Annotated in this window: 13 protein-coding genes; 7 read left to right on the top strand and 6 right to left on the bottom strand. The window is 63.2% G+C overall.

Going from position 1 to position 13,859, the window contains the following annotated elements; translation table 11 throughout:
* Window positions 1–130: 130 nt before the first annotated feature.
* The 4 genes from VFF99_RS09600 to VFF99_RS09585 form a co-directional block, all read right to left on the bottom strand.
* The gene (locus VFF99_RS09600; RefSeq protein ID WP_325017272.1) at window positions 131–556 is read right to left on the bottom strand and encodes a universal stress protein; all 426 of its coding nucleotides are present in this window, start codon (window positions 554–556) and stop codon (window positions 131–133) included.
* A 46-nt stretch (window positions 557–602) separates the two neighbouring features.
* A complete protein-coding gene (locus tag VFF99_RS09595; RefSeq protein WP_414691522.1) occupies window positions 603–1,343 on the bottom strand; it encodes a TerC family protein in 741 nt (246 codons plus the stop codon).
* Window positions 1,344–1,634: 291 nt separating this feature from the next.
* Window positions 1,635–2,609, bottom strand: coding sequence for a tripartite tricarboxylate transporter substrate binding protein BugE (locus VFF99_RS09590; protein ID WP_325017268.1), 975 nt, complete (start codon window positions 2,607–2,609; stop codon window positions 1,635–1,637).
* Between the two features lie 194 nt (window positions 2,610–2,803).
* Complete coding sequence (locus VFF99_RS09585; protein WP_325017266.1) at window positions 2,804–3,817, bottom strand: TRAP transporter substrate-binding protein; 1,014 nt, start codon at window positions 3,815–3,817, stop codon at window positions 2,804–2,806.
* Window positions 3,818–3,981: 164 nt separating this feature from the next.
* Between VFF99_RS09585 and VFF99_RS09580 the strand changes: the two genes are divergently transcribed.
* The 3 genes from VFF99_RS09580 to VFF99_RS09570 all read left to right on the top strand — a co-directional run bounded on the left by VFF99_RS09580 (window position 3,982) and on the right by VFF99_RS09570 (window position 7,695).
* Window positions 3,982–6,024 (top strand): PAS domain S-box protein, encoded by a 2,043-nt coding sequence (locus VFF99_RS09580; RefSeq protein WP_325017264.1) that lies wholly within the window; start codon window positions 3,982–3,984, stop codon window positions 6,022–6,024.
* 101 nt (window positions 6,025–6,125) lie between these two features.
* Entirely contained in the window at window positions 6,126–6,716 is a 591-nt protein-coding gene (locus tag VFF99_RS09575; protein ID WP_325017262.1) for a response regulator transcription factor, read from the top strand.
* 88 nt (window positions 6,717–6,804) lie between these two features.
* Entirely contained in the window at window positions 6,805–7,695 is an 891-nt protein-coding gene (locus VFF99_RS09570; RefSeq protein ID WP_325017260.1) for an AEC family transporter, read from the top strand.
* On the opposite strand, the gene queG is transcribed toward VFF99_RS09570, so the two are convergent.
* A complete protein-coding gene (gene queG, locus VFF99_RS09565) occupies window positions 7,696–8,781 on the bottom strand; it encodes a tRNA epoxyqueuosine(34) reductase QueG (protein WP_325017258.1) in 1,086 nt (361 codons plus the stop codon).
* A gap of 67 nt (window positions 8,782–8,848) precedes the next feature.
* On the opposite strand from queG, the gene tsaE reads away from it, so the two are divergent.
* From tsaE to VFF99_RS09545, 4 genes are all read left to right on the top strand, one after another.
* On the top strand, window positions 8,849–9,334 hold the full coding sequence (gene tsaE, locus VFF99_RS09560) for a tRNA (adenosine(37)-N6)-threonylcarbamoyltransferase complex ATPase subunit type 1 TsaE (RefSeq protein ID WP_325017305.1): 486 nt from the start codon (window positions 8,849–8,851) through the stop codon (window positions 9,332–9,334).
* The gene (locus VFF99_RS09555) at window positions 9,298–10,626 is read left to right on the top strand and encodes an N-acetylmuramoyl-L-alanine amidase (protein WP_325017256.1); all 1,329 of its coding nucleotides are present in this window, start codon (window positions 9,298–9,300) and stop codon (window positions 10,624–10,626) included. The genes tsaE and VFF99_RS09555 overlap by 37 nt, the downstream gene beginning before the upstream one ends.
* Before the next feature lie 188 nt (window positions 10,627–10,814).
* Window positions 10,815–12,500, top strand: coding sequence for a methyl-accepting chemotaxis protein (locus VFF99_RS09550; protein ID WP_325017254.1), 1,686 nt, complete (start codon window positions 10,815–10,817; stop codon window positions 12,498–12,500).
* Window positions 12,501–12,630: 130 nt separating this feature from the next.
* Window positions 12,631–13,125 carry a chemotaxis protein CheW gene (locus VFF99_RS09545; RefSeq protein ID WP_414691521.1) on the top strand — a complete coding sequence of 165 codons (495 nt, stop codon included), beginning with the start codon at window positions 12,631–12,633 and terminating at the stop codon, window positions 13,123–13,125.
* A 67-nt stretch (window positions 13,126–13,192) separates the two neighbouring features.
* On the opposite strand, the gene VFF99_RS09540 is transcribed toward VFF99_RS09545, so the two are convergent.
* Window positions 13,193–13,843: a VTT domain-containing protein gene (locus VFF99_RS09540; RefSeq protein ID WP_325017250.1), complete on the bottom strand. Its 651-nt coding sequence runs from the start codon at window positions 13,841–13,843 to the stop codon at window positions 13,193–13,195.
* Window positions 13,844–13,859: the final 16 nt, after the last annotated feature.

The raw sequence follows: 13,859 nt of genomic DNA, 5'->3' as shown, positions 1-13,859 counted from the left end.
GTGGCCATTCTCTAAACAATTGTGGAAAGCCGCAGTGAAAGCGCGGGCGCTCTCGCCGCAGCTTGGCAAAGAATCAATGAATGCGGGAGGAAGGCGGCCGGCAGATGCGCCGGCCGCCTGGAGAGAAAGATTATTTGACGAGCAACACCGGCACGTCGGCCAGGTGGATGATCTTGGTCGCGACGGAGCCGACCAGGAGGCTGGAAATACCGGACAGGCCGCGGGTGCCGATGATGATTTCGTCGCAGCCCTGCTCCTTGGCGAAACGGGTGATCACTTCCGCCGGCTCGCCCACGAACAGGTGCTGCTCGAAAGGCACGCCGGCGGCCTCGAGCGGCTGGCGGGAGGCGTCCAGCACCTTCATGCCCTCTTCGTGGTGGTATTGCTTGATCTGGCCGGCATCGACGAAGGTGGAGACACCGCCGTGCAGCGGATACTGCACGTTCACCAGGTGCACCTGGTATCCATCCTTGCCGGCGGCCGCACGCTTGGCCACATGCGCTACCGCACGCAACGAGGTGTCGGAACCATCAACCGCCAATAGTACTTTCAGCATCGCTCTTCTCCGAATGAGAGTTGTTTATTGTGAAGCTGGCCAACGCTCATTTGGCGCGGCTGCCTTCGGATTTTTCGGCAGCAAGGTCTTCCAGCGGCACCTTCTCCTTTGCCTCCGCTCGCGCCGCCAGCATCTTGCCGATGACGACCACCACCACCGCGCCGACCACCGGGCCGATCCACTTCGCTGCCGGGAGTGTCGCTTCGAACCAGTCATGCACGGCCACATCGCTGACTGCCATGCCGCCCGCGATCCATCCAAGCAGCGCGCCGCCGAGCACGATCACGACCGGGAAGCGGTCCATCAGGCGGATCACGAGCTGGCTGCCGAGCATGATGATCGGGATGCTGAGCAGCAGGCCGAAGACGATCAGGAACTTGCTGTCTTTGGCTGCGCCGGCGATCGCGATGACGTTATCGAGGCTCATGACGGCGTCGGCGACGATGATGGTCTTGATGGCCGCGGCCAGGGTCGCGCCGGCTTCGATGTTGTGTCCGCCTTCGTCGTGTTCCGGCAGCAGCAGCTTGATGCCGATCCACAGCAGCAGCGCGGCGCCGACGAGTTTCAGGTAGGGAACGGCGAGCAGGGTCACGGCGAACAGGATCAGAACGACGCGCAGACCGATGGCGCCGACCATGCCCCAGAAGATGCCGAGCTTGCGCTGTTTCTCCGGCAGGCGTCGGCAGGCCAGCCCGATCACGACCGCGTTATCGCCGCCCAGCACGATGTCGATGGCGACGATCTGCATGAGCGCTACCCAGAACTGCGGATTAGAGAAGTCCATAATGATCTCGAAAAACTAAATGTGTTGAACGCGGAAAGGCAGTGAACCACGGAGACGGCAGAACGCCGGCTGCGAAGGTCGACAGAAGCCGACAGAGCCCGAAAACAGGCAATCCCGCATATTGCCAACCGGACAAGCGGCTTTCAAGCGGAAAAACCGAAGGAACACTGCGGTTGCACTTTGCAATTATTGCCTTCTTGTCCACGACTCGCAATCGTGGATAACCACATCGGATGAAAAAAAGCCGCCGGCCCGGTGACGAGGCGGCGGCTTTCGACATTGCTTGGGCGCGAATCAGACGCCGTCGAACTTGATGCCTTGCTTGGTGACGACGTTCTTCATCTTCTCCAGTTCAGCCTTGATCTCGGCGGCATGCTCGGCCGGCGTATTGCCCACCGGCTCGGCGCCCTGCTGCTTCAGCCTGTCCTTGACCTCGGGCATGTTCAGCACCTTCACGGCCGCGGCGTTGAGCTTCTTGATGATGTCCTCGGGCGTCTTCGGCGGGGCGACCAGGCCATACCAGGCGGGGTCGTTCACCTGCTTCAGGCCGAGCTCGGCGAAGGTCGGCACGTTCGGCAGCGCGTCGAGACGCTTGTTCCACGCGATCGCCAGCGGGCGCAGCTTGCCGGACTGGATGTGAGACATCGAAGACGGCAGGTTGTCGAACATCATGTCCACCTGGCCGCCGAGCAGGTCGTTGAGCGCCGGGCCCGCGCCGCGGTACGGAATGTGCAGGATGAAGGTGCCGGTGGAAGCCTTGAACTGCTCGCCGACCATGTGCTGGATGCTGCAGGTGCCGGAGGTCGCGTAGTTCAGCTTGCCGGGGCTCTTCTTGACCTGCTCCAGGAACTGCTTGAAATCCTGGGCGGGGAACTTCGAATTCACCGTCAGCACGTTCGGGGTGCGCGCCATGTTGGTGATCGGCGCGAAGCCGGAGATCGGATCGTAGCCCAGCTTGGGGTTGCAGGCCGCGTTGACGGCGTGCGTGGAGACGGTCGAGACGCCGATGGTATAGCCGTCCGGGTTCGCCTTGGAAATCGCCGCCGCGCCGATGCTGCCGCCGCCACCGCCGCGGTTTTCCACGACGACGCTCTGGCCGAGTTCCTTGCCCAGCTTGTCGGCAACGATACGCGCCACGATGTCGGTCGTGCCGCCCGGAGCGAACGGTACGATCAGGGTGATGGGCTTGCTCGGGTAGTTGTCCGCCTGGGCCGAGGCGGCAATGGCAAGACCGGATACGAGTGCAAACAGCAACTTGTTCAACTTCATTTTTATCTCCTCAACTTGGATTCATGACAGGTCGCACCCGTCATATTAATGATGCCTGGTGTCTTTTGCATTCTTCGTGCCAACGCGGCCAAGTGACGCAACCCGTTGATTTACATCCGCTTTCCTTTCCTGCCCCCATGCATGCAATGTGAAAAGCCGGAATCCCGCGTCCCGCCGTTCCGGATTTTCGCGCCTTATCTGCCGGCGTAGACCGATGCCGCCCGGTACACTTCCGCCAGCAAATCCTTGCCGATGCGCGGCTCCATTTCCCGGTGCACGGCCAAAAGCGCCCGGCGCCACTCTTCTCTTTCCTTGTCCGACAAGACGTAGATCGTCGTCTTGCCGGATTTGCGGATCGCTTCGAGCGCCTCTTCATTTTCCTTCTGCGCGATCGCATTGGCGTAGACCGTCGCTTCCCTCATCGCCCCTTCCAGCGCCGTGCGTATGCCGGACGGCAGGCCGTCCCAGAATTTCTTGTTGACGATGACGGCATAGCCGAGATAACCGTGATTGGAAACGGTCAGGTGGCGCTGCATTTCATGCATGCGCTGCGTGTAGAAGTTGGACGGCGGGTTTTCCGTGCCGTCGACCACGCCGCTCTGCAGCGCCTGGTAGACCTCGTTGAAGGACAGCGCCTGCGGGCTCGCGCCGAGCGCGCGCATCTGCGCATCGAGGACTTTCGACGGCTGGATGCGCATCTTCAGGCCCTTGAAATCGGCTGGCGTCCTGAGCGGCTTGTTGGACGACATGACCTTGAAGCCGTTATCCCAGAACGCCAGGCCGGTGATGCCCTTGGACTCCAGCTTCTTCAACAGCCCCTGGCCGACCGGCCCTTCGGTCACCCGGTACAGCACTTCTTTCGACGGGAAAATATACGGCAGATCGAAGACTTCGAATTCGCGCACGCCGAGCGGGCCGAACTTGGCGAGCGAAGGCGCGAGCATCTGCACCGCGCCCAATTGCAGCGCCTCCAGCTCTTCCTTGTCCTTGTAGAGCTGGTTGTTGGGATGGACGTCGACACGAACGCGGCCGCCGGTCGCCTTTTCGGCGAGCTGCTTGAAGCGTTCGGCAGCCTTGCCCTTGGGCGTGTCGGCGGCGACGACATGGCTGAACTTGATGACGATGGGCGCCTGCGAGGGTGCTTCTGCCCGGGCTTGGGCGCTGGAAAAGATGACAGCAATTGCGGCAAACCACGCAACCAGATTCATGAGGGGATTCCGTGCTCAGGGTAGGGATAGACTTCCGGTCGAATCATTCTCCCCGCCGCCATCTGCGGCAACAACTGTGGATAACCACAATCGCAAGCCAGCAAGGCGGCTTGGCGGTGGGCTACACTTGAACCTGTCAAGAACCCGCATTGCCCCGCCCGACCATGCTCAACAAACAACTTGCATCGCTGTTCAGTTTCGGCTTCCCCGGCCGCAGGCGGATCTGGCACTGGCTGGTCCCGATGCTGCTGGTGATGCTCTTTGTGTCGACCTTGCTGTGGCTGCCCTGGCAGGCGCAGCAGATGGAGGCGACCGAGCGCCAGGAGCAGCTGATCGCCGACACCCTGTGGGTGGAACAGACCATCCGCTTCCAGCTCGACCGCAACGAAGACAGCATCCGCCTGATCGGCAATGAAATCAGCACCGGTTATCTTTCCGGCAAGCGCTTGCAGGATCGCATGGCCGTCCTGATCCGCAACAATCGCGAACTGAACCGCATCGTCTGGCTCGACGCGCAGGGGAAGACCGTGGTTTCCACCGACGATTCCTCCATCGCACTGACCGATTTTTCGTCGAATTCGCGCATCACGGCGGAACGCGCGCGGGCCACCAAGACACCGCACTACAGCCAGCCCGCCCCGCCGCCGGGACTGAACGGGCCGATGCTGATGGATTACCACGTCCCGCTCTATCTCGGCGAGCAGTACCTCGGCAGCCTCGTGGCCAGCTATTCCGTCAACAGCATCCTCGATGAAATGGTGCCGTGGTGGTTCGCGCAGGATAACGAGATCCTGCTCAGCGACGGCGACGACAATGTGATCGCGCGCCGCGCTGCCGGCGGCCCGGGCCGCGGCGTGTACACCCACAGCCGGGCGCTCGACGTTCCCTATGCCAACCTGATCCTGCGCACCAACAGCGTCAAGAGCGCGCCGAAGCTGCTGCCCAACCTGCTGGTCGGCTCGGTCATCGCACTCTCGATCGGCCTGATCTGGAGCCTGATCGCGCTCTGGCGCGACATCAACCGCCGGCTGGCGGCGGAAGGCGCACTGCGGCAGCAGGTCGCCTTCCGGACAGCGATGGAAAACTCGCTGATGACCGGCCTGCGCGCACGCGACCTCGAAGGCCGCATCACTTACGTGAACCCGGCGTTCTGCGAAATGGTCGGCATCCCGGCCGAGGAACTGGTGGGCAAGGCGCCGCCGATGCCTTACTGGGCGCCGGAAGCGATGGACGAATACAAGCAGCGCTTCACACGCGTTTTGGCGGGAACGGTCACGCCGCAGTTCGAAACCATTTTCCAGCGCTCCAACGGTGAACGCTTCCCGGTGCTGATCTTCGAATCGCCGCTGGTGGACGACAGCGGCAAGCAGACGGGCTGGATGGGATCGATCCTCGATATTTCCGACCGCAAGCGGGTGGAAGACCTGAACCGGCGCCAGCAGGAAAAGCTGCAGGCCAGCGCGCGCCTGGCGACCATGGGCGAAATCGCCTCGACCCTGGCGCACGAGCTCAACCAGCCGCTGGCGGCGATTTCTAGCTACACCACAGGCGCCCTCAACCTGATCGAGAACAGCGTCGCCAAGGGCATCCGTTTCGATCCGGAGTCGCTCAAGCCCGCGCTGGAAAAGGCAAGCACCCAGGCGCAGCGCGCCGGGCATATCATCCGCAGCGTGCACACCTTCGTGAAGCGGCGCGAGCCGAGCCGCGAAGCGATCGCTGTGCAATCGCTGATCGACAGCGTGATCCCGCTGGTCGAACTGCAGGCACGGCAATTCTTCGTCGCCATCCAGGTGCAGGTCGCACCCCAGCTGCCGAGCGTCCTCGCCGACCGCGTCATGCTCGAGCAGGTGCTGCTGAACCTGACGCGCAATGCGATCGAGGCGATGCAGGACGTGGCGCCCGAGCGCCGCATCCTGCGCATCGTGGCCGGACAGGATGCCGAGCCGGGCGGCCAGCGCAGCATTGTCATTTCGGTCATCGACCAGGGGCACGGCATCCCGCAGGAAGTCGCGGAACGGCTGTTCTCGCCCTTCTTCTCCACCAAGGCCGAAGGCATGGGCATGGGCCTGAACATCTGCAGGACCACGGTCGAATTCCACGGCGGGACGCTGGTCCACGCAAACAACCCCGGGGGCGGCACGATATTCCGGTTCTCGCTGCCGGTCCTGGCGGAAACTGTGGCGGAATCGGCCACTGAGGGCCAATAATGGCCCCGGCGGCCCTGCAGGAATTAGCCTTGCCTCCTGACAACTCTCTATAATGCACGGATGACGGACGGGCGGCCCGCGTCCGCATACGGGGAGACAGCATGCTGCACATCGTTGATGACGAAGAAGTAATACGCGACTCGCTCACGTGGCTCGCACGCTCGCGTGCCATTGAGACCGTCGCGTATGAAAGCGGCACTGCCTTCCTGGCCGCGCTCGACGCGAAGAAGGATTTCGACCCCCAGGGCGAATGCCTGCTGCTCGACGTGCGCATGCCGGACATGAGCGGCTCGGCGCTGTTCGACACCCTGGCCACGCGTGGACTGACCGCACGCCTGCCGGTGATCTTCCTCACCGGCCACGGCGATGTGCCCATGGCGGTGGACAAGCTCAAGCGCGGCGCCTTCGACTTCTTCGAGAAACCGTTCAACGACAACAAGCTGATGGACCGCGTAGAGGAAGCGCTCGCCGCCTCGCGCGAAGCCGGCGCCGCGGCCGAGGTGCACACCCGCCTGGCGACCCTGTCCATCCGCGAGCGGGAAGTCCTCGACCTCATCCTCGCCGGAAAAATGAACAAGGTGATCGCCGACGAGCTCGGCATCAGCATGCGCACGGTGGAAGTGCACCGCGCGCACATCTTCGACAAGATGAATGTGAAGACGGCCGTCGAACTCGCCCGCCTGCTCAAGTAAGCCCGGCCTCCGGTAAGCGATATCCCGGAGGGCGGGACGCCGCAATACTCGGTAAGATGCAGGCTCCATCGCATTCCCGCCCCGCTCCATGTCGATCGCCACCATCCTCTTTCCCGACTTTGCGCTGATCCTGCTCGGCTTCCTGCTGATGCGCTACACGGATTGGGGGCCGCAGTTCTGGAGCGGGCTGGAAAAGCTGATCTACTACTTCCTCTTCCCGGCGCTGCTGTTCTACACCACCTCGCGCACCGCCTTCGATTTCGACACCACCGGGAAGATGCTGCAGGTGGCCCTGGTCGGGGTGGCCTGCGGCATCGCGCTCGGATGGCTGGCCAAGCCGCTCTTCCGCAGCCCGCCCATGATGTTCGAGTCGGGCGTCCAGACCGCCTTCCGTTTCAATTCCTACATCGCGCTCGCCATCGCCTCCCGCCTCGCCGGCGAGGAGGGCACCACCCTCATGGCCCTGATCATCGGCTTCGCCGTCCCCATCTGCAACATGGCGGCTGTGCATGCGCTGGTCCATCGCGGCGGCGGCCTGCTGGGAGAACTGGCGAAGAATCCGCTGCTCATTGCCACGGCCGCCGGCATGAGCTTCAACCTGCTGGGGCTGCAATTGCCGGAAGTGATCGGCGCCACGCTGTCGCGCATGTCGAATGCCTCGATCGCCGTCGGCCTGCTGACGGTCGGCGCCGGCCTGCGCCTGTCGGGATTGCACGAGGCGAAGGGACTGGCGATCTACTTCCTCGCCGTCAAGCTGGTGGCGCTGCCGGCGATCGGTTATTTCGTCGGGCGCTGGGCCAACCTGCCGCCTTTGCAGCTGCAGATTGCGGTCGCCTTCTGCGCCCTGCCGACCGCTTCCAGCGCCTATGTGCTGGCCGCGCGCATGGGTGGCAACGGGCCGTTCGTGGCATTCCTGATTTCGGCCGGCACGGTGCTGTCGGTGTTCACCATCCCGGTCTGGCTGGCACTGGCGCGCTGATCAGCGATGCCGGGCGAGCGCCCAGGCGACGTGCTCGCGCACCAGTTCCGACGGATGCCCGGCGCGTGCCTCCAGCGCGGCGACGATGGCCGGGTCGCCGCGGCGCTGGGCAGCAGCGTTGCCGAGGCCGATCGCGAGATTGCGCAGCCAGCGCTCATGCCCGATGCGGCGGATCGGACTGCCCTCCAGGCGCCGGTTGAATTCCTCTTCCTCCCACGCGAACAGGTCGAGCATGCTCACATCGTCGAGCCCGTTACGGACGTCGAAATCGGGCAGCTCCGAGCGTTGCGCGAACTTGTTCCAGGGGCAGATGAGCTGGCAATCGTCGCAGCCGTAGACGCGGTTGCCGATCAGCGGGCGCAGCTCGACCGGAATGCTGCCCTTGAGCTCGATGGTCAGGTAGGAGATGCAGCGCCGTGCATCCAGCCGGTACGGGCCGAGAATGGCCTGCGTCGGGCAGACGTCGATGCAGGCACGGCACTGGCCGCAATGCGACTGCTCCGGCGGATCGACGGGCAAGGGCAGGTCGGTGAACAGCTCGCCAAGGAAAAACATCGAACCCGCTTCGCGGCTGAGCAGTAGCGTGTGCTTGCCGCGCCAGCCTATCCCCGACTTCTCGGCCAGCGCTTCCTCCATCACGGGGGCCGAGTCGGTGAACACGCGGTAGCCGAACTCGCCCACTTCGGCGCGGATGCGGTCCGCCAGTTGCTGGAGGCGGGCACGCAGCACCTTGTGGTAGTCCCGGCCGCGCGCGTAGATGGACACCACGGCCTGCCCCGGTTCGGCCGCGCGCGCAGCCTCGGTTTCGCGCCACTGCTCGCCGCCCTCGCGCGGCAGGTAATTCATGCGCGCCGTGATGACACGGACCGTGCCGGGCACCAGTTCCGCCGGCCGGGCGCGCTTCATGCCATGCGCTGCCATATAATCCATGTCGCCATGGAAGCCGGCGTCCAGCCACGCCTGCAGGCCGGCTTCCGCATGCCGCAGGTCGATGTCGGCGATGCCGATGTCGGAAAACCCGAGTTCACGTCCCCACGCCTTGATGGCCAGCGCGAGCGTGGACAGATTGTTATCGGAAACGGTCATGACAGGCAGGATTTCCCGGTCGCACGGGAAACGAAAGCGAAAAACACCAAAGACGCCATTTTACGAGATGCAGCACTTCCAGACCCACTTGCACAACGAAGCCGGCACCGCCGCCCTCGGCGCCGCGCTGGCGCGCGCCCTCGCCCCCGGCCTGACGATCTACCTGGAAGGCGACCTCGGCGCCGGCAAGACGGCCCTCACCCGGGCCATGCTGCATGCCGCAGGCCACGCGGGCCACGTCAAGAGCCCGACCTACACGCTGGCCGAACCGTACACCGTGCGTCTCGGCGGTGATCCGGTGGAAATCATCCATTTCGATCTTTACCGGCTAGGCAGCCCGGAGGAATTCCTCGATGCCGGCTTCCGCGAGCATTTCAACCAGAGCACCATCTGCATCGTCGAATGGCCGGAAAAGGCGGCCGGCGTGTTGCCCGCGCCAGACATTAAAGTGCTTTTGAGCATCAAAGTTGCCGGGCGTGATATAGAATTGCAGGCGTTGACCGACCAGGGTAGTCAATGCCTCGACCGTTTGAAATTCGCACCAAATCTGTGACATCAGGAACCCGCCGCACGATTCTCAAAGCCGGCGGCACACTCCTTCTCTCCGTTGTTGCCCCCCTGCCCTCGCACGCTGCCCAGATTTTGGCGGTGCGCGTCTGGCCGGCCGAAGACTACACCCGCGTCACGCTCGAGAACGATACCAACCTCAAGACCAGCCATTTCATCGTCAAGGACCCGGAACGGCTGGTGGTCGATATCGAAGGTCTCGAGCTCAACCCGACTTTGAAAGAGCTGGTCGCGAAGATCCAGTCGAACGATCCCTACATCAAGCAGGTGCGCGTGGGCCAGAACCGGCCGAACGTGGTGCGCCTGGTGTTCGATCTGAAGGAAGAGGTCAACCCGCAGGTCTTCACGCTTGCTCCGGTCGGCGAATACCGCCACCGGCTGATCTTCGATCTCTACCCGGTCAATCCGCCCGATCCCATCCTCGCGCTGATCCAGAAAGGCGAATGGGACAAGCAGCCTGCCGAAGTGAAGCCGCCCCTCGCCGACATCCAACCTGAACCCTTGCCCGCGCAACCGGAAGCGCCGGCCGCCAAGGCTGATGGCAAGGAAGATAAGGCAACGACGACCACGCGCATGGTCACCATCGCGCTCGACCCGGGCCATGGTGGCGAAGACCCCGGCGCCATCGGACGTGCCGGCAGCCGCGAGAAGGATGTGGTGCTGGCGATCGCCAAGCGCCTGAAGAACAAGATCGAGAACCAGCCCAACATGCGCGTGATGCTCACGCGCGACGGCGACTATTTCGTCCCGCTGCACACCCGCGTGCAAAAGGCGCGCAAGGTGCAGGCCGACCTGTTCGTCTCCATCCATGCGGATGCGTGGATCGAAGCGACGGCACGCGGCTCCTCGGTGTTCGTGCTGTCTGAAAAAGGCGCGTCGTCGACCGCCGCGCGCTGGCTGGCCAACAAGGAAAATGCGGCCGACCTGATCGGCGGCGTGAACATCAAATCGCACGACCGCCAGCTCGCGCACGTGCTGCTCGACCTCACGACCACGGCGCAGATCAACGACAGCCTGAAGGTCGGCAAGGCGGTGCTCAATGAAATCGGCGGCATCAACCGCCTGCACAAGAATGCGGTGGAACAGGCGGGCTTCGCGGTGCTCAAGGCGCCCGACATCCCGAGCATCCTGATCGAAACCGCATTCATCTCCAATCCTGAAGAGGAATCGAAGCTGACCGACGATGCCTACCAGGACCAGATGGCGGACGCCATCCTCAAGGGCATCCGCAAGTACTTCGCCAAGAACCCGCCGCTGGCCAAGAGCCGGATGATGTAATTCAGGCATGTCTGATCACTAAGTAGAAATACGAAGGTGATCCTGTCCCTGAACTCGGTTCTAATATAGCCAGAAAAAATCGACGTACCGTCAGAGTACAACCCGGGCTACCGCATCGCACGCGCCAGACGTGCTCTCATATTCAACCGACAACAACCGCGGCATTTCACTGCCGGGCGGGGGGACACATGAAACTTCGACATCTTCACATCGGCACGCGCCTTGGCTTCGGCTTTGGCCTCGTATTGCTTCTCCTGGTGGTGCTGGCGCTGGCCAGCCTTTCCAGCATGTCCAACATCCATACCAGCCTGGACAAGGTCATCAACGAAAACAATGTCGTGACCAAGGAACTGAACGACATGCGCCAGGCCGTCATGCGTGTCGCCGTGGCAGTGCGCAACGTGTCCGTGATGACCAACGAGGATGAGGTCAACAACGAGATCAAGCATATCGACGCGGCCAATGCAGAGTACCAGGAAAGCGCCGCCGCCCTCGGCAAGATGATGACCGATGGAGCGGGCAAGGCCTTGCTGGGCAAGATCGCGGCCGGCCAGGCCGCTACCGCGCCCGGCGTCGACAGGGCCATCGCGCTGGCGAAGAAGCAAGGGGATGTGATTCCCGTGCTGCTGAGTAGCGTCGTCCCGCATCAGCGCGCCTGGGTCGAGGCAATCGACGAGATGATCGCCCACCAGCAGAAGCTGGCCCGGCAGACCTCTGTCGAAGCGAACGACGCTTACGGCAACGCACTCCTGCTGACCCTGGCGCTCGCCGGCGCCGCCCTGACCATCGGTGTCTTCGTCGCCTGGTATGTCACGCGCAGCATCACCGCGCCGCTCAAGGGTGCAGTGCACGTGGCACGCCGTGTAGCCGACGGCGACCTGAGCACGCGCGTCACGGTCGAATCGGAAGACGAGACGGGGCAGCTGCTTGCCGCGCTGCGCGACATGAACGAAAGCCTGGTGCGCATCGTCGGCGAGGTACGTGCCGGCACGGACACGATCACCGATGCATCGAGCGAAATCGCACGCGGCAACATGGACTTGTCGGCGCGCACCGAGGAACAGGCAAGTTCGTTGCAGATGACCGCGTCGTCGATGGAAGAGCTGACCTCGACGGTCAAGCACAATGCGGACAGCGCCGCGCAGGCAAACAAGCTGGCGGCGACGGCATCCGAAGTCGCCGTCCGGGGCGGCACCGTGGTGTCGCAGGTGGTCGAGACGATGGGCTCGATCAACGAATCGGCGAAGAAGATCGTCGACATCATCGGTGTCATCGACGGCATCGCCTTCCAGACCAATATCCTCGCGCTGAACGCAGCCGTCGAAGCGGCCCGTGCCGGCGAGCAGGGCCGCGGCTTCGCGGTGGTGGCGGCGGAAGTGCGCAACCTCGCCCAGCGCTCCGCCGCGGCGGCGAAGGAAATCAAGGCATTGATCAGCGATTCCGTGGAAAAGGTCGGCATCGGCGCCAGGCTGGTCGACCAGGCCGGCACCACCATGGATGAGGTCGTGACCAGCGTGCGCCACGTGACCGACATCATCAGCGAGATCGCGGCGGCCAGCAACGAGCAGACGGCGGGCATCGAGCAGGTCAACCAGGCGATCACCCAGATGGACAACGTCACGCAGCAGAATGCCGCGCTGGTGGAGCAGGCCGCGGCTGCAGCAAGCGCGATGCAGGAACAGGCCGGCAACCTGTCGGCGGTGGTCAGCGTGTTCAAACTGCGCGACGGCAATGCGCCGGTGAAGCGGCTGACGGCGCAGCAGCCGGCACCGAAGGCGAAAACGCCTGCCCTGCCCGCCCGTCCGGCGCGGGCAGCGGCACTGCCGGCCGCGCGTCCGGCAGGACCGGACAGCGGCGACTGGGAAGAGTTCTGACCGGACCTGTTGACAATCCGTCATCCCTCCCCGGCCGGCCTGCCTTTTACCGCGCTGCAGTGTCGCAAAGTGGCGGAGAGTCTGCTACTCTTTGTTGCATAGGGGAAATTTGAAAGGGACAAGGAACATGATGCAGACCACCGCCACCGCTGTCGAAACAGCCGACGATATCGCCGCGCGTGAATTCCTGGCCTTCACACTGGGCAAGGAAGAGTACGGCATCCATATCCTCAAGGTGCAGGAATTGCGCGGCTACGAAGAGCCGACCCGCATTGCGAATGCGCCGGACTTCATCAAGGGCGTGGTCAACCTGCGCGGCATCATCGTGCCCATCGTCGACATGCGCATCAAGTTCAACCTGGGCACGCCGACCTACGACCAGTTCACCGTCGTCATCATCCTCAACATCAACGGCCGCGTGGTGGGCATGGTGGTGGACAGCGTTTCCGACGTGATCACGCTCAATGCCGACCAAGTCAAGCCGGCGCCGGAAATGGGGACGGCGCTCAATACCGATTACCTGATCGGCCTCGGTACGGTGGACCAGCGCATGCTCATCCTGGTCGACATCGACAGGCTGATGTCGAGCGCGGAAATGGGGCTGATCGACGCCGTCGCCGCCTGAGTCAGGAAGGCAGCAAGAAAAAAGGCCGCAGATGCGGCCATTTTCTTTTCCAGGAGAGGACAAGGGGCTAGCGCCGTCCGCCCGCCAGCTTCTGATAGACCTTCCACATGCCGCCCAATGCAACGGGGACCACGGCCGCGAGGACACCGACCAGCACGATCGTGTTGAGGTGATTGCGGATGAACGGGATGTTGCCGAAAAAGTAGCCGGCCACGACCAGGCCGATCACCCAGATCAGCGCGCCGACGATATTGAAGAACTGGAATTTCGCGAAGGTCATTGCCGACACGCCCGCCACGAAGGGTGCAAAAGTACGCACCACGGGAACGAAACGCGCGAGGATAATCGTCTTGCCGCCGTGGTTCTCGTAGAACGCGTGGGTCTTGCGCAGGGCATCCTTGTCCAGCCAGCGGTAATCGTGCGTGAAGACCTTTTCTCCGATCGCGCGCCCGATCCAGTAGTTGACGGTATTGCCGGTGACGGCGGCGATGATCAGCAGGCTCATCAGCACCCATTCGTTCATCGCGCCGGTGGCGCAGAAGGCGCCGGCGATGAACAGCAGGGAATCGCCCGGCAGGAAGGGCAGCACCACCAGTCCTGTCTCGCAAAATACGATGGCAAACAGCACGACGTACACCATCGTGCCGTACTCGGCGATGAAGGTACCGAGGTACTTGTCGACATGCAGGATCATGTCGAAGAATTGCAGAAAGTCCATGCTCGCTCCGGGTTCT

This window comes from Noviherbaspirillum sp., assembly GCF_035654295.1.
Lineage (GTDB): Bacteria > Pseudomonadota > Gammaproteobacteria > Burkholderiales > Burkholderiaceae_D > Noviherbaspirillum.
Note: the sequence above shows the minus strand (reverse complement) of the source record. Positions and strands in the feature narration are given on the sequence as shown.